General features: G+C 37.3%; 18 protein-coding genes, 1 pseudogene and 1 riboswitch. Of the genes and pseudogenes, 4 read left to right on the top strand and 15 right to left on the bottom strand.

The window, feature by feature from the left end; genetic code table 11:
• Positions 1-38 precede the first annotated feature (38 nt).
• Positions 39-770, top strand: coding sequence for a peroxide stress protein YaaA (gene yaaA, locus DQN23_RS06960; RefSeq protein WP_058814185.1), 732 nt, complete (start codon positions 39-41; stop codon positions 768-770).
• Positions 771-807: 37 nt separating this feature from the next.
• On the opposite strand, the gene DQN23_RS06965 is transcribed toward yaaA, so the two are convergent.
• The 7 genes and pseudogenes from DQN23_RS06965 to DQN23_RS06995 form a co-directional block, all read right to left on the bottom strand.
• Complete coding sequence (locus tag DQN23_RS06965; RefSeq protein WP_111712961.1) at positions 808-1,755, bottom strand: DUF6287 domain-containing protein; 948 nt, start codon at positions 1,753-1,755, stop codon at positions 808-810.
• Positions 1,756-1,773: 18 nt separating this feature from the next.
• Positions 1,774-2,952: a DUF6287 domain-containing protein gene (locus DQN23_RS06970; RefSeq protein ID WP_020917319.1), complete on the bottom strand. Its 1,179-nt coding sequence runs from the start codon at positions 2,950-2,952 to the stop codon at positions 1,774-1,776.
• A gap of 89 nt (positions 2,953-3,041) precedes the next feature.
• Entirely contained in the window at positions 3,042-3,974 is a 933-nt protein-coding gene (locus DQN23_RS06975; protein WP_111712962.1) for a manganese-dependent inorganic pyrophosphatase, read from the bottom strand.
• 149 nt (positions 3,975-4,123) lie between these two features.
• The gene (locus tag DQN23_RS06980) at positions 4,124-4,765 is read right to left on the bottom strand and encodes a hypothetical protein (protein WP_111712963.1); all 642 of its coding nucleotides are present in this window, start codon (positions 4,763-4,765) and stop codon (positions 4,124-4,126) included.
• A gap of 60 nt (positions 4,766-4,825) precedes the next feature.
• Positions 4,826-5,614, bottom strand: coding sequence for a pyruvate formate-lyase-activating protein (gene pflA / locus DQN23_RS06985; RefSeq protein WP_020917322.1), 789 nt, complete (start codon positions 5,612-5,614; stop codon positions 4,826-4,828).
• 168 nt (positions 5,615-5,782) lie between these two features.
• Positions 5,783-7,114, bottom strand: coding sequence for a hemolysin family protein (locus DQN23_RS06990; RefSeq protein ID WP_061408439.1), 1,332 nt, complete (start codon positions 7,112-7,114; stop codon positions 5,783-5,785).
• Between the two features lie 211 nt (positions 7,115-7,325).
• A pseudogene (locus tag DQN23_RS06995) lies at positions 7,326-9,215 on the bottom strand (glycoside-pentoside-hexuronide (GPH):cation symporter).
• A 193-nt stretch (positions 9,216-9,408) separates the two neighbouring features.
• On the opposite strand from DQN23_RS06995, the gene DQN23_RS07000 reads away from it, so the two are divergent.
• Positions 9,409-10,191: an ABC transporter ATP-binding protein gene (locus tag DQN23_RS07000; RefSeq protein ID WP_020917324.1), complete on the top strand. Its 783-nt coding sequence runs from the start codon at positions 9,409-9,411 to the stop codon at positions 10,189-10,191.
• Positions 10,192-10,233: 42 nt separating this feature from the next.
• On the opposite strand, the gene DQN23_RS07005 is transcribed toward DQN23_RS07000, so the two are convergent.
• The 6 genes from DQN23_RS07005 to DQN23_RS07030 form a co-directional block, all read right to left on the bottom strand.
• A complete protein-coding gene (locus tag DQN23_RS07005) occupies positions 10,234-10,782 on the bottom strand; it encodes a tRNA (mnm(5)s(2)U34)-methyltransferase (RefSeq protein WP_111712964.1) in 549 nt (182 codons plus the stop codon).
• The gene (locus tag DQN23_RS07010; protein WP_111712965.1) at positions 10,779-11,717 is read right to left on the bottom strand and encodes a TIGR01212 family radical SAM protein; all 939 of its coding nucleotides are present in this window, start codon (positions 11,715-11,717) and stop codon (positions 10,779-10,781) included. The genes DQN23_RS07005 and DQN23_RS07010 overlap by 4 nt, the downstream gene beginning before the upstream one ends.
• 82 nt (positions 11,718-11,799) lie before the next feature.
• Complete coding sequence (locus tag DQN23_RS07015; protein ID WP_020917327.1) at positions 11,800-12,456, bottom strand: phosphatase PAP2 family protein; 657 nt, start codon at positions 12,454-12,456, stop codon at positions 11,800-11,802.
• 175 nt (positions 12,457-12,631) lie between these two features.
• Entirely contained in the window at positions 12,632-13,198 is a 567-nt protein-coding gene (locus DQN23_RS07020) for an ECF transporter S component (protein WP_020917328.1), read from the bottom strand.
• 78 nt (positions 13,199-13,276) lie between these two features.
• A riboswitch (FMN riboswitch) is annotated at positions 13,277-13,433 on the bottom strand.
• A 129-nt stretch (positions 13,434-13,562) separates the two neighbouring features.
• On the bottom strand, positions 13,563-14,108 hold the full coding sequence (locus DQN23_RS07025; protein WP_111712966.1) for a tRNA (cytidine(34)-2'-O)-methyltransferase: 546 nt from the start codon (positions 14,106-14,108) through the stop codon (positions 13,563-13,565).
• 270 nt (positions 14,109-14,378) lie between these two features.
• Positions 14,379-16,226 carry an APC family permease gene (locus DQN23_RS07030; RefSeq protein WP_020917330.1) on the bottom strand — a complete coding sequence of 616 codons (1,848 nt, stop codon included), beginning with the start codon at positions 16,224-16,226 and terminating at the stop codon, positions 14,379-14,381.
• A 203-nt stretch (positions 16,227-16,429) separates the two neighbouring features.
• Here DQN23_RS07030 and trkA point away from each other — a divergent pair, with 203 nt between their 5' ends.
• Entirely contained in the window at positions 16,430-17,779 is a 1,350-nt protein-coding gene (gene trkA / locus DQN23_RS07035) for a Trk system potassium transporter TrkA (protein WP_003066088.1), read from the top strand.
• A gap of 3 nt (positions 17,780-17,782) precedes the next feature.
• Entirely contained in the window at positions 17,783-19,222 is a 1,440-nt protein-coding gene (locus DQN23_RS07040; protein WP_003066091.1) for a TrkH family potassium uptake protein, read from the top strand.
• A gap of 19 nt (positions 19,223-19,241) precedes the next feature.
• Here DQN23_RS07040 and yidD read toward each other — a convergent pair whose 3' ends face one another.
• Together yidD and DQN23_RS07050 are read right to left on the bottom strand one after the other, a co-directional pair.
• Positions 19,242-19,502, bottom strand: coding sequence for a membrane protein insertion efficiency factor YidD (yidD, locus tag DQN23_RS07045; protein WP_043895289.1), 261 nt, complete (start codon positions 19,500-19,502; stop codon positions 19,242-19,244).
• Positions 19,502-20,227, bottom strand: coding sequence for a pseudouridine synthase (locus tag DQN23_RS07050; protein WP_003066095.1), 726 nt, complete (start codon positions 20,225-20,227; stop codon positions 19,502-19,504). The genes yidD and DQN23_RS07050 overlap by 1 nt, the downstream gene beginning before the upstream one ends.
• Positions 20,228-20,245 lie beyond the last annotated feature (18 nt).

Genomic DNA, 20,245 nt, shown 5'->3' on the forward strand with positions numbered 1-20,245 from the left:
AATTGTAGCTAAGATTTATCGTATGCTATAATGCCAGTATGAAACTATTAATCCCTAACGCCAAAGAATTAAATACCAATCAAGATGCCTTTTCTTATCAGGAACTTTCTCAAAAGCCCCAAACGATACTTGATATTTTGACGGATTTTTCTGTTAAAGATTTGACAAACTTTTATAAAATCAATTCTAGCAAAGCTGACCAAGAGTGGCTGCGCTGGCACCGCTTATCAGACAAAGAAACAAAAAGCTACCCTGCTTGGCTCTTATATGATGGGCTGATGTATCGCTATATGAATCGTCAGCAAGTCAGCCAAGCTGAACAAGACTACCTCGATGAGCACCTTCGTATCGCAACAGCTTTTTACGGTCTAATCAAACCGACAGAGCTGATTGCACCACACCGACTTGATTTTCAAGGCAATCTCAGAATCAAGAATACCTCATTAAAACAATTCTGGCGAGAAGATTACGATAAGCAAGTTCAAAAAGATGACCTTATCATCTCACTTCTATCATCAGAATTCGAGCAAGTCTTTTCACCAGATATCCGTAAACGCATGATTAAAATCATCTTTATGGAAAATCGAGCTGGTAAACTTAAAATCCATTCAACTATTTCTAAAAAAGGACGTGGTCGCCTAGTCTCACTCATGGCTGAAAAACAAATTGAAACACTTGAGGACATAAAGACATTAGCTTTCGACGGATTCTCATTTTCATTAGAGCATTCAGATGACAAGACAATCACCTTTATCCGAGATGGAGAATAAAAAAGCAAACAAGAAAACTTGTTTGCTTTTTGTTTTGCTATTTTCTATAATAATACGCTTCTGCAGGAAAATCAGTAAATTGTTGTCCTGCAACCAACCTTGGTTGGGAAGAATCCGAATGATCTTCTTTGGGATTTTTGACACCAGTAGGGTAAACTTCAATAGCAAATCCACCGGGTGCACCGTTAGCTGCACCACATGCTAAGGTAACTGTTCCATAAGAACTTTCTCGTGGCGAACTAATATTCATTCCTTCAAGCATTCCTTCATCACTAAATTCAAAAGTTTGCCCTCTACCATTTTCCCATGTTCCTGCTAATGATTCATAATTTCCACTAAGTATCTGATTAACATCTAAATCATCAGAATTTGCTTGTTCACATACTAATGGTTGCCAATCAAGTACACTAAAATTAAATGTCTCTTTATTTTTTACATCAAAGTAATCCGTTAATTCCACATCTTTACCAATTGGTACAGTAGCACTTTTTATAGTATCAATACCACTATTATCTGCTCTCAATTGATACTGGGTATCTTCCATTTCTGTTCCTGTTGATGTCCACTTAGCAGTAATAATCGTTCCATCTGTGTAAATATTTGCAGCTTCTCGATAACCACCACTTGATGCAACATAACTTTGTGCCAAATAGTCAGCTACTCCGTTATTATCATAATAAAGAGCCGCAAATTCAACTGTTCCCGTAGACTCCCAGTACCGTCCAGAAAATAGTTCATCCTGACCATTCCCATCGATATCATAATAAGCGTAATGCGTCGCTGGAGTGTCACTTGTATCATTTCTAAGTTTTTCTAAAACGATATCATAAATACTATTATCACTAGCTTCTTTTTTATCAGATGCCGAAGTAGATGAAGATGAGCCAGTATACCAATTTCCTGATACTTTCTGATTACTATTTTTCTTAGAACATGCACCTAAAACTAATAAAGTAATAACAATTAATAGAATTCTCTTTTTCATTTACAATTTCCTTCCATGTTATTGACGATAATAATAGTAATCATTAGATGAATGATAAACACCATTCTGTGTTGGTACAATTCGGGGTTTAGAAATATCAGACTTATCTCCCGATGGGTTTTCAAACCCAACTTTAAATAACGCCAATAAACCACCAGTGAAACCATTCCCCATTCCTATATAAGGAATGCCATCATTTTCATATCTAAAGGCACCTTGCAAACTTTCTTCACCTGTGTTCCCACTTACTGTACTAGTAACAGATCCATCAACTCGAATAACAAGAGTATCACCTTTTCCGTTACGCCATGTTCCAGCAAGCGATTCGTAGTTTTCATCCTTTATCTCTTCCAAATTAATATCATTGGCGGATTCTAGCTCAGCATCATAAGCTAATTGTGTTTTAAGAGCACCAGACCAAGCATAACATTTCTGACCATCAATATTAACTTCCCACCAAGTTGAGTTATTATCAACTGATTCTCCACTAACATAATCTAATACTTGAAGAATATCACCCTTTTGTTTTTTAGTAACAACATCAGCTGATAAGCTTGGTTTTAAACGTAAATTCAATACATCTACACTAACAACGTAGTTAGCTTTTTCAGGTTTAGCATGAAAATAAACTTGTAATGCTGATTTTACCTCTTCACCTGTTGTTAATACTTTATTACCATCATCATTAGTATAACCATAAAGCACTACCTTGTTTTCATCTTTTACAGAATTAACGTTGCCATTAACACGTTGAAGTTCTTGAACAGGAATATCTATCGTGATTTTAACACTTGGAACAAGTTCTACTCGACTAGGTTCTTCTCCATTTACAGTCATATTACCTGATGTAACATAAGTTTGTACAGTATTAGAATCCTCATAATCTTCAATTGTGTACTGTCCTTTTAAAGGATTTCCAGCATTGAATGCCATCAATTCTGCGCCAGCTCTACATAAAGTTGCAGTACCATCATTATTTAAGCTTATCCCACATGTCATCAAGGTTGAAGTATTTGATGCAACATAATAATAACGATAATTTAAAAACCAATCAGAATAATCTTTTTTCTCTTTTGTTACATTCTTAGACTCGACAACTTCTCTTGTGCCATGGCTTGTTTTTACTTTACTACCATTTGATTGCTGATGACATCCAACTAAAATAAAACAACAAAATAAAAAGATAATTTTTTTCATATCAATATCTTTAATTTTTTATCTCCTCAATATACAAAGCATACAAAAAGGCGACTTGCATCGCCCTTTTGTTATCCTATCACTTTTGATTAGGCGTTGAAGCTTTCTGTCAATTGTGGAACAACTTGTTTTTTACGTGAAACTGCACCAGCAAGGAATGCGTGGTTGTTTTCAAGTTTGAAGTTGAAGGCAGCTTCAACTTTATCCATATTAGCACCAAGTGCCAAGATTTCAGAGTTTGAGTTAAGGATATCAGTAATCATAAGAACAAAGTCAGAGTATCCGTTAGCTTGGATAGCAGCTGTCATTGCAGCTTCGATTTCTGCTCGACGTTCAAGAACTTCGTTGATATCAACTGTATTAACTTGTGCAACACGAACTAGGTTTCCGTTAAGTTCGAATGATTTTGCATCGATGTCAATCAATTCTTCAGCAGATTTTGTTGCCAAGTTTGTACCAGCTTTAAGCAATGCCAACCCGTATTCTTCAAGGTTAACACCTGCGATTTCTGCCAAGTCAGCAGCAACAGCTGGGTCAGTTGCGTGAGTTGTTGGTGATTTAAGAAGAAGTGTATCTGAAATCAAACCAGACAAAAGCAAACCAGCCATTTCTTTAGGAATAGCAACACCGTTTTCTTTGTAAAGACGGTAAATAATTGATGAAGCTGAACCAACTGGTTCTAAACGCATATAAAGTGGGTTAGCAGTTTCAAAGTTAGAAACACGGTGGTGGTCAATTACTTCAACAACTTCAACGTCACGGATATCTGAGATTGATTGTTGGAATTCATTGTGGTCTGTCAAAATAACTTGGTCAGCACCTTCAGCTTTTGCTGATTCAACAACGCGTGGTGCTTCTACACCGAAGTAGTTCAATGCAAAAATTGTTTCTTCGTTTGGAGTTCCAAGAGCAACAGCTTCAGCATCTACACCAAGTTCACGTTTCAAGTATGCGTATGCGATTGATGAACCAAGCGCATCAGAGTCTGGATTTTGGTGACCAAAAACTAAAATTTTAGACATGTTTTTTACCTCATAATAATTATTTATTCTTATTTTAGCAAAATTTAAAGGAGATAGCAAAGCTGGCAGGCTCTTTTAAGCCGTTATTCCAACAAAAAAGCACCTTTATCAACAAGCTCTAGTACTTAATAATAAAAATGCTTTCATTTTTAGTCTATTTCTTTCGTTTCTTTTACAGAACCTTCTTGAGATTTTTCTGAATCTATCGTAAAAGTTTCTGATATTTTTTCAGAAACTTGATCTTTTTTATCTAACTTTTCCTGTTCTAAAGCAAGACGTAAAAGACGTTCTTCTTCCTCATGATTTTCTTGATTTCGAATTGCTTCTTGGCGTTTGCGGTAAGCCATATATTTTCGGCTATTATCCACAATGTGTAAATTCTTAATGCCTTTAACTAGTAAGCGCCAGATAACGGAAATCAAGGATTCTAGTAAAAGTAATAATTCAATCACAACCACACCAAGCAAACTCCATGCCATAAAAAGTGTGACCAAAAGTTGTGAAAAAATCTTCTTTAGATTTCCTAAGTCGTTATTATGAATGGATAAAGTTTCCAAGAAAAGATTAAGAATGCCTTGTAAAAGCCCAGACTTAACAGATTTATCACTGCTTGTGTCCATTTCTCCTTGGCTCGGTATCACTAAGACAATATCACCATCTTGGATATAATCAACTCTATCCCCTAGTGCGATATCAAAATCAAATAAGTCACGCGCTAATTTTTTTATCTTGCCATCTTGCGTCAAATAGACGAAGTGATCGTCAAATTTTAAAACTTTGTAACTGTTCATAGTGTCCACCTTGTGATAGAGCTTATCAAAGATTCATCTCAATGTCAATAGTCAACCTGTCTAGTGATGAATGCGTTTCATGTAGTCTGTGTAAGACTCCGTGTGCATCAGCTCTTTCGCATTTTGGACGCGTTCTCTAGTCGGTGGTTTGACCCCTTCAAGCGTATAAGGAATTCCCAATTCACGCCACTTGAATTCACCTAGAGTATGGTAAGGCAAAATTTCAAATTTATCCACATTTTTTAGCGTTGCTACAAATTTTCCTAGCTCAATCAAGTCTTCATCAAAATCTGTCAAGCCTGGAACCAAGACATGACGAATCCAGACTGGGACACCTTTATCAGACAAATAGCGTGCAAAATCTAGAATATTAGTATTGGGTTGACGTGTTACAACAATGTGTTGTTTAGGATTGATTTCTTTTAAATCTAAAAGAATTAAATCCGTCACAGCTAGTAACTGATCCACAATTTCGTGATATTCAGGCGTATCTCGGAACGTAAAACCACAAGTATCGAGCGTGCAATGAATTCCTAATTCTTTAGCCTTGGTAAAAAGGGCTGTTACAAACTCAATTTGCAACATGGCTTCACCACCTGAAACGGTAATCCCACCATTTTCACCCCAGAAATGTCGATAACGCAAAGCTTCTGCCAAAACATCATCCACGGTGCGCTCACGTGAATTATTTGTCTCTAATGCCCAAGTATCAGGATTGTGACAATATTGGCAACGCATCTTGCAGCCTTGCATAAAAATGACAAAGCGAACACCAGGACCATCCACGGAACCAAAACTTTCTGTTGAATGAATCATTCCTGTCACTTTTCCGTAATCTATTTCAGTCATTTTCTAACATCCTTTGTAACCGTTTTTCTAATTTTCATTATACCATTTTCCAGAGAAAAGATGGTGATAAAAAACTAGTAAAACAGCTCTTATATATCAGTTTTTAAGTCAATCAAAGCGTTAAGTCATCACATCAATCTATTGAAAAAAAAAGACTAAGCTAAAAGCTTAATCTTCCTCAGGGATCTGTTCTATATCAGAAATGACAACTTTCAATTTCGTCACACGACCATCTTTTACTTTATCATTTGTTAAAACAAGGTGTTTTTCTTTTGAATCAACTTCAAAACTTTCACGACTATTCTGACTTGGAATGTTACCAACCCCTGTCAAATAGAATCCAGCAATAGTATCGACATTATCACTATCTAAATCAAGGTCAAAGTAATCATTGAAATCATTCAAGGTCATTGTACCAAGGACAATATAAATATCTTCACCAATTTCACGAACACATTGTTCTGCTTTATCGGTTTCGTCATCAATTTCACCGACAATTTCTTCAAGCAAATCTTCAAGGGTTACAATCCCAGCAACACCACCGTATTCATCAAGTAGAATTGCCATTTGATTTTGAGTGTTTCGCAATTGACGCAATAAATCATCAACAAAAATTGTTTCAGGAACGAACAAAGGTTCTTGCAAGATTTTACGCAAGACAATATTATCAAAACCTTCGCTAAAACCAGCAGCTAGCAAACGTTTAGTGTGAAGGACACCAATAATCTTATCCTTGTCATCATCATAGACGGGAATACGTGAAAAGTGTCTTTTCAGAATTTCTTGAATATTTTCTTGCGTGTCATCATTGATGTCAATCATGAAAGCATCTGTACGTGGTACCATGACTTCACGCGCCATCAATTCATCAAGTGAGAAGATACCTTGAAGCATTTCAATCTCTTCTGCATCCAAAGTCTCTTCACTATTTGTCAGCATGTATTCAATCTCATCACGTGTCATTTTTTCATCGGCATCATCAAATGTCATTGGTGTGATGCGTGACAAAAGATTTGTTGAGGCTGATAATAACCAGACAAATGGGCTAACCAATTTCCCAATAAGGATAATGACTGGAGCTGAAATAACCGCTAAGTTTTCCTTAAGGTTCATGGCAATGCGTTTTGGATAAAGTTCTCCAAGAACGATTGAAATATAAGTCAAAAAAACAAGTGAAATCACGCTACCAGCTGTTTTTGCCCAGACATAATTTCCAAACCAAGAGGCAATCACACCACCAAGTGAAGCAGACAAACTAGCCCCTTGTAAAAGTCCGATAAAAGTAATCCCAACTTGAATCGTTGATAAAAAGTTATTTGGTTTTTCTAGGACAGACAAAAGACGAATATATTTTTTATTTCCTTCTTCTGCTTTTTGTTCAACACGTGAACGATTTAAAGACACTAAAGCCATCTCAGAAGCTGAGAAAAAGGCGTTTAATAAGGTCAAAATTAACAATAAAACAAATTGCAATACTAAATTCTGACTCGGGTCTTCCATATAAATCTTACTCCTCTTCTATCTCAAATAGGTTTTAATCACCTATATTCTATTCTTAATGCAGTGACTACATTATAGCATATTTTCGAATTAATGTACCAAACAAATACTGCAAGAATCTACTATCTTTCTTCTATAATAAAAGACCCAGTTACATAAACTGAGTCCTTTTCATATTTCCTTAGTTCAAGGTCAACACATCATCACCAGCTTATACGTTTATACCAGCAGGATCTTTCATCACAAAGTCATTAAAGACATGTGAATTTATGACAGTGACAATAACCGTATCATCAAGTCCATCTTTTTTGATTGCTGGATCCCAGAATTCAATCAATTTATCACCTTTTTTAACATACTCTACTTCAACCACATAAGAGACAAATCCTGTTCCCTTTAGTTTCACGGTTCCAATACCAATGTGAATCAACAAGACAATACCATCTTCAGAAACCAAACCAACAGCGTGACGAGTGGTAAAGACTTGACGAACCATTGCATCAAATGGCGCATAAACACAACGATCGCTTGGTTTAATGGCAAATCCTTTACCAAGTCTTTCTTTTGCAAAGATTGGGTCATCTACATCTGACAAGGCAATCAGTTGACCTGAAATTGGAGCTGAGATATTCAGACCACCATCTGTTTCGACATCATCTTCGATGTATTCGTATCCCCAAGTACGTTCAAGTTCTTCAACAATTTCAGCGTGTTTTTATTCAGTTAATTTAACACGGAAGAAGAAAACCAAACTACTTAAAATAATCAAAGCAAATGGTATAGCAAAGACATAAAGTTTAAAAGAAATGATTCCTGCTTTTGTAATGGAACCAGCTGTCGCACCCGTTGTCATCCCAGCAGCAACTGCTGCACCAATAACAAGATTTGAAATAGCCCCAACAAATTTATCCAACAAAGGACGAACTGACAAGGTCAAAGCTTCATCACGGTGACCAAGTTTCCATTGATCATATTCCACACAGTCTGTGATAATCATCAAGACCACAAGAAAAACAAGAGGTTGTGGAATAAAGAATAATTTATCAGCAAGTAAAACAAGAGCTAGTGATGTTCCAGCGACTGAAAAGAGACCAATACCGCAAAGTATCACAGCGATACAAGCAAAGAATAAATTACGACGATTCAATTTTCCAGCTAATTGTGGGAAAAGAGAAACGGAAAGCAAACCGACAACTGTATTAATCGTACCTAAGATTGAAAATTGAGCGGCATGTCCCATGATGTAAGTAAAGTAATACGATTAAGAAGCATTTAAAATACTAATCCCAGTTGTATACAAGACATATGACAAAGCAATCGCCATTAATTGGTCGTTTTTAGTTAAGACTTTAAGAATATCTTTGAAGCCTGTTTTCTCAGTATTTTTACGAAGGTCGGACTCGATTTCATGTGTACCAAAGGCTACAGCCAAAACGGTTAACACACCTAACAAAGCCACAATAAAAGCAAACCAGAACCAACCACGGTTATCTCCTGCACCGCCATTACGATGAAGTGAGAAGAAAAGAACGATTGGCATAATCACAACACCAACAATATTAGCACCGATTGTTGAATTAATACGAGCAAAAGTTGCTGTTTTTTCACGTTCTTCAGAGCTAAATGATAGTACTGGAACCATTGACCAAAAACCGATATCTTTAAAAGAATAAAAAATATTCATCGTGATATAGATGAAAACAAAGATAATCAAGTAAAGTACTGGATTTGTCTTATTAAGTCCACCCATATCAGTAAATAAAATCAATAAAGCAAGTGAGCTGATTGTACCACCAGCTACTACCCACGGTTTGAATTTTCCCCGGCGTGTCTTTGTATTGTCAATCATATTTCCAATAAAAGGAGCAATAATCAATTCAACAATACGCAAACCTGCGATAAGCTGAGTGATATACAAAACCATGCGATTATTTTGTGCTGCATCACCTGTATTAAATAAGTGTGAGGTAACAAAAGTGATGAAGTATGCTGACAAGGTCGCATAAAAAATATCGTGACCAAATGCCCCAAAAGCATACGAAATACGTGAAGTAGCTGCAGATTTTTTCAAATCTTTGCTTGCATGAGTCGTTTGATTCATAGAACTCTCCTTCTTCTAACAACTTTGTTTTTTGATTATATAATTATAGTAAACGCTTTCTTAAACAAAGTTAACGAGTTTTAGTAAAGTTTTACTAATTTTTAGTTTTAATTACCAAACTATTTCAGAAATGAATATCTAAATTTTCTGAAAATGATACAATAACTATCAAATACTTGACGGAGGTTCTCCTATGATTCAACTTTCTTTAACCAATGTTAGTCTAGAACGACAGAATAAAAAACTCTTGAATAATGTCACTTGGCAAGTCAACAAGGGCGAACACTGGGCAATTCTTGGGCTTAACGGTTCTGGCAAAACATCCCTTCTAAAACTCATCACCGCTGAATATTGGACTAGTCAGGGTAGCATGGAAGTTCTCGGAAATCAATTTGGAGGCACAGATATCAGCAATATACGTACCAAAATTGGTATCGTTGGCTCTTTCATCGCCGAACGATTATCTCCACACATGCTAGCTGAAAAAATCGTCCTAACTGGAAAATACAAATCAAGTATCCTTTATACTGAATACGGCGAAAAAGAACTTGAAGAAGCTAGACAAATGCTTATCTCTATTGGAGGTGAACACCTACTTGGACGCATTTACGCTAGCCTTTCACAAGGTGAAAAGCAACTTCTTCTTATCGCCAGAAGTTTAATGGAAAGTCCAGAAATCTTGATTCTCGATGAAGCAACTAGTGGACTTGACCTTTTTGCCCGTGAAAAATTGCTGACACAAATTGAGCAAATCACTAGCTTGCCAAATGCGCCAACTATTATCTATGTTACTCACCATGCTGAAGAAATCACACGTTCTTTCACACATGTCCTTTTGCTCAAAAAAGGTAACATCATCGCCAAAGGACCCAAAAATGAAGTTCTGACAGAAGAGATTCTGTCAGATTTCTATGACCAGCCAGTCTCAATCGTGCCACTTGGTGATGAACGTGTTTATATCAAACCTGAATTTTAATAACGAAAAACCTCTATGACCTTAATCATAGAGATTTTATTATTAACGTAATTTTTCAATCATAACCAAGAAAGGTGGTTGGTGAATTTGGTTAAGAGGTTTGTAAAGCATGGTTGCAAACTCTTTTTGGTCGAGCGCTGAAATAAACTCTAGCACTGCGTCTTTTTCCATGTCGCCACCTTCATGACCATAATAAATCATGATGGCTAGACGCCCACCGATTTCAAGACGTTCTAAGATTTTTTCAATCGCTACAAGCGTCGTATCTGGTTTGGTAATCACTGTTTTATCAGCACTTGGCAAATAGCCCAGATTGAAAATCCCTGCGCGGATAGGCTCACTAACGTACCTATCAAGATTTTGATGACCATCAAGAATCAATTGTGCATTTGAAATAACTTGTTTTTCTAAGCGTTCTTTGGTGCTTTTTAAAGCTTGTTCTTGCACATCAAAAGCATAAACCTTTTTAGCATGCTGGGCTAAAAAAGCTGTATCATTACCATTGCCCATTGTCGCATCGACAGCCACGGCACTAGCATCTAGCACTTCTGCCAAAAAATCATGCGACAAATGTAAAGGTCGTTTTATCATGATTTAAACTCCTCTTCTACCTTACAGCCTTGATAAGAGCCACGGCGTTCCATTTCTTTATCAATGGCATTCAAGACTTCCCATTTTTTGAGACTCCACATTGGTCCAATCAACATATCACGCGGAGCATCACCAGTAATGCGGTGAATCACGATATTTTTAGGAATAATCTCCAATTGGTCACAAATGATATTGACGTATTCGTCCATACTGAGCAATTTCAAACGCCCTTCATGGTAATCACGTTGCATTTTCGTACTTGTCATCAAGTGAAGCAAATGAAGTTTGATTCCATCAATCTCGTTATCGGTCACACAACGTCGAACATTCTCAACCATCATCTCATGTGTTTCCCCTGGAAGACCATTAATCAAGTGAGAAACAATCTCAACCTTAGGAGCCAATTCACGAAGACGTTTCACCGTTTTAACGTAAAGGTCATAAGTGTGAGCACGGTTAATGATTTTAGAAGTTTCATCATAAGTGGTCTGCAACCCAAGTTCAACAGTCACATGCATACGCTCAGACAACTCAGCAATGTAGGCAATGGTTTCATCTGGCAGACAGTCGGGACGTGTCCCGATATTAATCCCGACAACACCAGGCTCGTTAATGGCTTGTTCATAGCGTTCTCGAATCACATCAACCGTGTCGTGTGTATTGGTGAAGTTTTGGAAATAAACCAAGTATTTCTTAACTTCTGGCCATTTACGGTGCATGAAATCTATTTCTTTATAAAACTGATCACGAATTGGAGCATCTGGAGCCACGATAGCATCACCAGAACCTGATACTGTACAGAAAGTACAGCCACCATACGCTACCGTCCCATCACGGTTAGGACAATCAAAGCCCGCATCAATAGGAACTTTAAAAATCTTTTCTCCAAAAATCTCGCGATAATAATCATTTAGAGTATTGTAACGTTTTTTCATAGCTTTTATTATAACACTTTCTAAGCACGAGACAAACTCAAGTCATCTTAAAAAGACGACCCGTCGGTCGTCTCCTTCATACTTAATCTTGTTTTCCTTGGAAACGCCATTCAAAACGCTTCTTGTCATAAATTGGGTATACAGCTAGAGAAATGGCAAGAGCTAGCAACCAACCACCTAAGATATCTGTTGGGTAATGGACACCTAAGTAGATACGAGAGACAGCTGTTAAAAGAGCAAGTACTAGCACCAAAACTTGCAAAAGTCGCTTAGCTACTGTTTTTGTCAAATGTTGCTCGATAATAATCATCAAACTAATAGCCACAATCATACTGGATGCCGCATGCCAACTTGGGAACGATGGCCCCATTGGTCGTTTAACTAAGAATTCCAAACTTGGTCTTGGACGATTATAAAGGTACTTAAAGACTGTCGAAAAAGCCCCCATTAAAACTAAATTGCCAGCTAAGAGAAGTCCTTCCGTCTTCCAATTTTTTCGGAAATAGAAAAAGGCTGCAATGGCAAATGTATAGACAAAGGCAAGCGCTTCATGACCAAAATTTGTGATAACTTTAAAGAAAACGGTCAGATGAGCTGGTAAATCTCCACGAACGCTTAATTGAATACTTGAATCAAGTCCTGTTACAGCTTCAGGATAAAATTTTACAACATAGCCCAACATCATAAAAATCACGAGAAAGGTTGAGCCAAGTGTAAAATAGGTTTGTTTATGTTTCATGTTAATACCTTTCACAAGAATTTAGTGTAACAGTATTATTATAACGCAGTTCATTTTTTTAGCCTAGCCAGAGCCTCTAAATTCTGTAGCAAAACTGTAGCAGTTTAAACAAAGGTTAAGTTCAATAGCAGATTAACCAAAAAGTCTAGGACTCTGTCCCAGACTTATCATGTATTTATTTCATTAAAATCGGTTTTAGGCATGTCCATAGGATGAAGAAGGAAATAGAGAAAATCACTCCTTCAATCAAGTTAAATGGAACAACCATTGCAAAAAGGTAATTTCCTAAACCTAGAATAGCTGAAATATCAAAGTTTGCAAATTGGGCATAAAGTGGTACCGCATAGATATAGTTTAATATCAACATAGCCACGGTCAAACCAATCGTTCCCACAACTGAAGCCAAAACAAAAGTTTTCAAACTTGGTTTTCGATTCCAAATGAAAGCCATAGCTAACAAGAAAACTCCTAAAGCGACCACATTCATTGGCATGCCAATCAAGGTGGTAACACCACCATTATTTAACATGAGTTTTAGAAGTGTTCGCAAAATCAAAATTCCAAGCGCACTTTGCAAGTCAATCATCATAAGACCAACTAAGACTGGTAAGATTGAAAAATCAAATTGCAAGAAGCTGGCTGATGGAATCAGCGGAAATTGCAAATACATCAACAAGAACGAAAGCGTCGATAAAATGGCAATATGCGCCAATTTACGTGTGTTAGTCATAGTTTCAAGCATAAAAAAGTTCCTCCAATTTTCTCAAATTGAAAGAAGGCGTTCGAGTATATTGCTGTAGTCAAAAATCCTAGGCAAACTCTTGGTCTTCTCCCATCCAGACTTTACTGTCGGTTCTGGAATCTCACCAGATCAACTGCCAAGCAGCTCGCGGACTTTTATATTGCTCTCGTTCTCTTAGCAAACAACGAAAGGCAACACCGCCGGTCGGGAATTGCACCCTGCCCTGAAGACACCCTTAGAATATCAAAAAAAATCAAGCTCTGCAATATTTTTGACTGAAAAATCTTAATTTTATGCTGATTTTCCTCACTTTTTGGACTTTTATACGTCAAAAGCAGTCCTAAAGGACTGCTTTTCTTTTCTTTTATTTTAGTTTATCATGCTCGTAAGTGTGGCTGAGTTCCAAATTTGGAAATACTTGTTGGCGAAGTGCTTCATAAACAATCATACAGACGGTGTTTGACAAATTCAAGCTGCGCACGTGTTCATCATTCATCGGAATACGAAGCGCTTTTTCAGGATTTGCTCGCATGAAGTCTTCAGGAAGACCTTTATCTTCTCGACCGAAAAGGAAATAATGATGGTTGCCATCATTGTAGTTTTCGTCAGAATAAACTTTTTCAGCAAATTTACTAATCAAGTGAACTTTCCCATCACATTTTTCCATAAATTTTTCAATGCTATCATAGAATGTCACATCAAGTTTGTCCCAATAATCAAGCCCTGCGCGTTTCATTTTACGGTCATCAATTGGGAATCCCATTGGACGAATGATATGTAGTGGTGTATTGGTTGCAGCACAAGTTCTAGCAATATTTCCTGTATTTTGTGGAATTTGTGGTTGAAAAAGAACGACATGATTGACAGCCTTAGTAGCTTTTTCTTGGTAATCAAGTTCTTCGATATTCATAACTATTCCTCTCCGTTTTTTGACATAAAAATAAACCACACTGCCCGGAGTCAAGCTCAGCAAACAGCATGGTTGGCGGCGATTTATTAACTTAAATCATAACAGGTTTGATTTAAACTAACGAATTCTTATAAATTATTATAACACTTTAACATGCAAAGTCAACGTATTTGACGCGAAAATGTCATGTTTTTACGGCTTTTTCGATGTAAGCCTTTTCTTTTACAAAATTAAAAGAAGCCTTGATATGAAAGGCTTCTTAAACATTTATTATTTCTTCAAATGATATGAATAAGTTGCAATGATAATGTCTTCATACCAACGTAAACGCGCACGGATACGTAGGCTCATTTGGTTGTGAAGTATGTTTTGCCAACTGTGTTTTGGAATGAATTTTGGAATAATAACCGTCATAGTGTGATTATTTTTCTTAGCTTCATGATTCATTTTTTGAACAAACATCATAGTTGGTTTCACAATATCACGGTAGTTTGATTCAATATTGACAAAGGTAACATCTGGGAAATAGTGTTTGAATTCTTCTTCAACTTCTAAGTCTTTTTCACGTGTTTCCAAGGTTGATACGTGCATGGCAACAACCGTTTGTCCAATGCTTTTAGCATAGTTGATAGCACGAATACTTGCTTGTGTCATATTGCCGACCAAAATCAAAACCGTATTACCATCATAATGGATATTCTTAACATCATCTGTCAAACGAAGTTGCATAGCAACATTCTTGTAGTGATTCTTAATAGAATGGAACAAGAACATCAAGACAAAGATGATTGGGAAGAATGGCCAGATTTCACCAATTCTAAAAATCAATAAAATCAAAATGATGAGGTAACAAATAATTGCTCCCAAGATATTAGCCACAGAATGTTTCAAATAGCCTTGACCAAATTTGCGTTTCCAGTGAATGATCATCCCCGTTTGTGAAAGGGCAAATGGGACAAATACCCCAATGGTATAAAGCGGAATAAGACGCTCAGTTGAACCGTTAAAGATACAAAGAAGCGCAATTGCCCCAACTGCTAGGGTAATGATACCATTTGAATAGCCAAGACGTGCCCCTTTTTCCATAAAGAGGTGAGGCATGTATTTGTTCTTAGCCATGTTGAAAGATAACATTGGAAAGGCGGAAAAGCCAGTATTTGCAGCAACCGCCAAGATTAAGGCTGTTGATAATTGGAAAATGTAGAACAAAGCATTTCCGATTGTTGAATCACCAAAGATACGTTGCGCAATTTGAGCCAAAATGGTTACATGAGCTGATGGTGTAATTCCCAACCAATAATTTAGGAATGTAATTCCTGCAAACATAATTCCAAGAATTAGTGACATGATGGCAAGGGTGCCAGCTGCATTTTTTTCTTTTGGTTTCTTGAAAAATGGCACCGCATTTGAAATAGCTTCAACACCAGTCAATGAAGCTGAACCGCTGGTAAAAGCTCTCAGCAAAAGAATAATAGACACTCCTGGAACCACTTTACCAATGTGTGCTGTTGCCGTATAAGCCAAATGCCCAGTCAGAATTTGAAAAGCACCATATGCAATCAAGAATAAAATACTTACAATGAACAAATAAACTGGAATCATCAAAGATTTTGCCGATTCGCGCAAACCACGTAAATTCATAAACATTAAAGCCAAAACCAGAACAATCGAAATTTCTAAATTAAATTCCTTAATGGCTGGAAAAGCTGATGTAATAGCATCGGCACCAGATGACACCGAAACAGCTACTGTCAACATATAGTCAACCAACAAACTACCACCCGCAATTAATCCCATACTTGGTGATAAATTTTCCGTAGATACCATGTAGGCACCGCCACCCTTAGGGTAAGCATGGATAACTTGTTGGTAAGAAATCGTTAGGCTTGCTAACAATACCAAAACCAAAAGTCCAATTGGTAAAGACCACCAAATTGCCGCCGCAGAAATAGTTGTCAAAACTAAGATAACTTGTTCTGGACCATAAGCAATAGATGAAAGGGCATCGCTAGACAACATGGCCAAAGCTTGTGATTTGGATAGCAGATGATCCTCATCAGTCTCGCCAGCTGATTCCAGGCGATTACCAATAAAAACATTTCGTAACTTTTCAAGCATTGAAATTTCTCCCTAAAATTAGATAACGACTCATTATAGTTCTCTCACTGATATTTCGCAAGCGTTTTGATGATTTGTAACCTAATTTTAACAATCATTGTTAGCTTTGATAAATCAAGCTTAATCCCTTGTCAGCAGTTAGAATGGCTAGTATTTTTAGGAAAAATAGAGTAATATAGATACGATACATTTCGGAGGTTAAAATGAAAATAATTGTTGTCGGCGGAGGTAAGGTTGGTACCGCACTTTGTCGCTCTCTTGTTGAAGAAAAACACAATGTCGTCTTAATTGAAGAAAAAGAAGCTGTTTTAAAAAATATTACCAAACGTCACGATATTATGGGAATCGTTGGTAATGGTGCTAACTTTAAAATCCTTGAGCAAGCTGATGTTGCTAACTGCGATATCTTTATTGCTCTGACTGATAAAGACGAAGTTAATATGATTTCAGCTGTTCTTGCCAAACAAATGGGCGCTAAAGAAACGGTTGTCCGTGTTCGTAATCCAGAATACTCAAATACTTATTTCAAAGATAAGAATTTTCTTGGCTTTTCTTTGGTGGTCAATCCAGAATTGTTAACTGCACGTTATATTGCTAATACTGTTGACTTTCCAAATGCCCTTTCTGTTGAGCACTTTGTCAATGGACGTGTCATGCTGATGGAATTTGTGATTTCTGATGGCAGTAAACTTTGCCACATGAGTTTAAGCCAGTTCCGTAAAAAATTCGGCAACATAGTTATCTGTGCTATCGAACGTCGTGGAAAATTAATCATTCCTGATGGGGATGCAACACTACAAACTGCTGATAAGATTTTCGTTACAGGAAATCGTATTGACATGATTCTTTTCCACAATTCTGTAAAAACCAAATCTATCAAAAACATGATGATTATTGGTGCTGGACGAATTGCATACTACTTGCTCAACATCCTTAAGAACACTAAGATGAATCTTAAGGTCATTGAAAATAATCCTGAGCAAGCTCAGATGTTCAGCCAAGACTTTCCAAACGTCCATGTCGTTCAAGGTGACGGTACAGCCAAGAGTGTACTCCTAGAAGAATGTGTAGAAAACTTTGATGCGGTCGCAACACTAACTGGGGTAGATGAAGAAAACATCATCACTTCCATGTTCCTTGAAACACTTGGCGTACGAAAAAATATCACCAAAGTCAACCGTACTAGCTTGCTTGAAATTATCGACACTAGCCAATTTTCAAGTATTATCACACCAAAAAGTATTGCGGTTGATAGCATGATGCACTTCATTCGTGGTCGTGTGAATGCCCAAGACTCAAACCTTGATGCCATGCACCACGTTGCTAATGGTCGTATCGAGACCTTACAATTTGAAATTCGTGAAAATAATAAAATGGCAGGCAAGAGTCTCTCATCACTGAAATTCAAAGAAAATATTCTGATTGCTGCGATTATCCGCAAAGGTAAAACCATTTATCCAACTGGTGAGGATGTCTTTGAAGTTGGTGATAAGATTGTCGTCGTAACCTTCTTGAAAAACATCACGCGCATCTATGATTTGTTAGCGAGGTAAGTTATGAATAAAAGTATGGTTCGTTACCTCCTTTCAAAACTGCTCTTGATTGAAGCCTCTTTGATGTTGATACCTGTGATTGTGGCTTTCATTTATCATGAAGATATACGCGTGATTAACAGCCTGGTCATCACGATTGGAATGCTTGTCATCATTGGACTTCTTGGAGTTGCTTTCAAGCCAAAAAATTACCATGTTTACACCAAAGAGGGACTCTTAATTGTTGCTCTATGTTGGATACTTTGGTCATTCTTTGGAGCGCTGCCGTTTGTACTTTCAGGACAAATTCCAAGTATCATTGATGCTTTCTTTGAAATGGTTTCTGGATTTACCACAACTGGTGCCACTATTGTACCTGATGTTGCCGTACTATCACACTCACTACTCTTCTGGCGAAGTTTCGCCCACCTTATCGGTGGTATGGGGGTATTGGTGTTTGCACTAGCCATTATGGAAAATAGTAAAAATAGCCACTTAGAAGTTATGCGTGCTGAGGTACCTGGTCCTGTCTTTGGTAAAGTGGTTTCTAAGTTGAAAGAAACAGCGCAAATCCTTTATGTCATTTACCTCAGCATGTTTGCTATTTTAGTAGTTATTTTAATGGTAGCTGGCATGCCTGCCTTTGACAGTGTCATCACAGCAATGGGCTGTGCTGGTACTGGTGGTTTTGGAGTCTATAATGATTCGATTGCTCATTACAACAGTTCACTAATCACAAATATTGTCTCAATTGCTGTACTCCTTTTTGGGATTAACTTTAACCTGTACTACTTCTTATTACTTCGCAAGTTTAAAGCATTCTTTAAAGACGAAGAACTAAGAACTTATATTGGGATTGTTATGATTGCAACAGCCCTAATCTGGTTGAATGTTAGTGGCCTTTATCCAAGTACTGGAAAAGCTTTGGAAAATTCATTATTTGAAGTGGCTAACGTCATGACAACAACAGGATTTGGAGTGACCGATTTGACCGTTTGGCCTTTGTTTGCTCAGGTTATCCTGCTCTTTCTCATGTTTGTCGGTGGATCTGCTGGATCAACCGCTGGTGGGATTAAGGTCATGCGTACGCTTATTCTAACTAAAATCGCAAGAAATCAAGTGCTCTCAACCCTTTATCCACACCGTATCATGACTATTCATATCAACGAGCAACCACTTGATAAGGAAATTCAACACGGTGTCCTTAAGTATTTGACGCTTTATGTTTTCTTACTTCTAGGATTGACCTTGATGTTATCGCTTGATAATAATAACTTTATGGTTGTTGTCAGCGCAGCAACATCAACCTTTAACAACATCGGACCAATGCTCGGCACAAGCCAAACCTTTGCCATCTTTAGTCCATTTTCAAAATTACTCATGTCATTTGCCATGATTGCAGGACGCTTGGAAATTTACCCAATGCTGCTCCTCTTCATTCCAAAAACATGGTCTAAATATTAATACACAAAAAGAGGAAAGCTTAGCTTTCCTCTTTCTTTTTACGATAATCTTTATTGCGTCGAAGCGTAAAATAATCAGGCACTGGATCATCCCCACCTTCTACAAAGGGATGGCAACGCAAAATCCTTGCCACTCCCATAATGACACCCTTTAGCCCATGCTTTTCAATCGCCACAATCATGTAATACGAACAGCTTGGTCGATAGCGACATGATGGAGGGGTAATGGGGGAAATCCGTTTTTGATACCATTTAACAAGCGCAATAAGAAGTTTTTTTATCATTTTTGTTTGTTAACAGCTAAATTATGTAACTGGCTGATTTCTTTTTTACTCAAACGACGTGATTCACCTGGGCGAAGTCCTGATAGATCCAAAGTTCCAAAGTTCGTACGAGACAATTTATCTACCAAAAGTCCAACTGATTCGAACATTTTCTTAACTTGGTGATTGCGTCCTTCATGAATGGTTAATTCAACCACTGAACGATTTTTCTCAGGATCTACCTTAATGATATTGTAGCGAGCTGGTTTTGTCTTTTTGCCATCGATAACAACACCACGTGTCAATGGACGAAGATTTTCTTTTGTCGCAAGTCCTTTAACACGAGCTAAGTAGACTTTGTCAATTTCATTACGTGGGTGAATCATTTCATCTGTGAAATCACCATCATTTGTCAAAATCAAAAGTCCAGTGGTATCCCAGTCCAAACGTCCAACAGGGTAGATACGTTCTGTAACATTTGGTAGCAAGTCAACAACCGTTTTACGGCCTTTGTCATCTGATACACTTGAAATCACACCACGAGGTTTATTAAGAAGGTAATAAACTTTTTCTTCGTTATAGATTGGTGTCCCTTCAACTTCAACAACATCACCAGCTTTAACCGTTGTAGCTAGTTCTGTGACAACTTTACCGTTGATGGTTACCAAACCTCTTTTAATCAAATCTTCAGCTTTACGACGGCTGGCAATTCCCGCATGGGCAATGTATTTATTAATTCTCATATTCTTTCCTTTAACTGC

It is taken from the genome of Streptococcus lutetiensis (genome assembly GCF_900475675.1).
In the GTDB taxonomy this organism is placed as follows: domain Bacteria; phylum Bacillota; class Bacilli; order Lactobacillales; family Streptococcaceae; genus Streptococcus; species Streptococcus lutetiensis.

Excerpts from the sequence above, each read along its gene's own strand:
- DQN23_RS07015 (WP_020917327.1), bottom strand. The coding sequence starts at position 12,456 with ATGAAACATAAACAAACCTATTTTACACTTGGCTCAACCTTTCTCGTG.
- yaaA (WP_058814185.1), top strand. The coding sequence starts at position 39 with ATGAAACTATTAATCCCTAACGCCAAAGAATTAAATACCAATCAAGAT.
- DQN23_RS06970 (WP_020917319.1), bottom strand. The coding sequence starts at position 2,952 with ATGAAAAAAATTATCTTTTTATTTTGTTGTTTTATTTTAGTTGGATGT.
- DQN23_RS06975 (WP_111712962.1), bottom strand. The coding sequence starts at position 3,974 with ATGTCTAAAATTTTAGTTTTTGGTCACCAAAATCCAGACTCTGATGCG.
- trkA (WP_003066088.1), top strand. The coding sequence starts at position 16,430 with ATGAAAATAATTGTTGTCGGCGGAGGTAAGGTTGGTACCGCACTTTGT.
- DQN23_RS07025 (WP_111712966.1), bottom strand. The coding sequence starts at position 14,108 with ATGAATATCGAAGAACTTGATTACCAAGAAAAAGCTACTAAGGCTGTC.
- DQN23_RS07050 (WP_003066095.1), bottom strand. The coding sequence starts at position 20,227 with ATGAGAATTAATAAATACATTGCCCATGCGGGAATTGCCAGCCGTCGT.
- DQN23_RS07040 (WP_003066091.1), top strand. The coding sequence starts at position 17,783 with ATGAATAAAAGTATGGTTCGTTACCTCCTTTCAAAACTGCTCTTGATT.
- DQN23_RS06965 (WP_111712961.1), bottom strand. The coding sequence starts at position 1,755 with ATGAAAAAGAGAATTCTATTAATTGTTATTACTTTATTAGTTTTAGGT.
- DQN23_RS07000 (WP_020917324.1), top strand. The coding sequence starts at position 9,409 with ATGATTCAACTTTCTTTAACCAATGTTAGTCTAGAACGACAGAATAAA.
- DQN23_RS07005 (WP_111712964.1), bottom strand. The coding sequence starts at position 10,782 with ATGATAAAACGACCTTTACATTTGTCGCATGATTTTTTGGCAGAAGTG.
- DQN23_RS06990 (WP_061408439.1), bottom strand. The coding sequence starts at position 7,114 with ATGGAAGACCCGAGTCAGAATTTAGTATTGCAATTTGTTTTATTGTTA.
- DQN23_RS07020 (WP_020917328.1), bottom strand. The coding sequence starts at position 13,198 with ATGCTTGAAACTATGACTAACACACGTAAATTGGCGCATATTGCCATT.
- DQN23_RS06980 (WP_111712963.1), bottom strand. The coding sequence starts at position 4,765 with ATGAACAGTTACAAAGTTTTAAAATTTGACGATCACTTCGTCTATTTG.
- pflA (WP_020917322.1), bottom strand. The coding sequence starts at position 5,614 with ATGACTGAAATAGATTACGGAAAAGTGACAGGAATGATTCATTCAACA.
- DQN23_RS07030 (WP_020917330.1), bottom strand. The coding sequence starts at position 16,226 with ATGCTTGAAAAGTTACGAAATGTTTTTATTGGTAATCGCCTGGAATCA.
- DQN23_RS07010 (WP_111712965.1), bottom strand. The coding sequence starts at position 11,717 with ATGAAAAAACGTTACAATACTCTAAATGATTATTATCGCGAGATTTTT.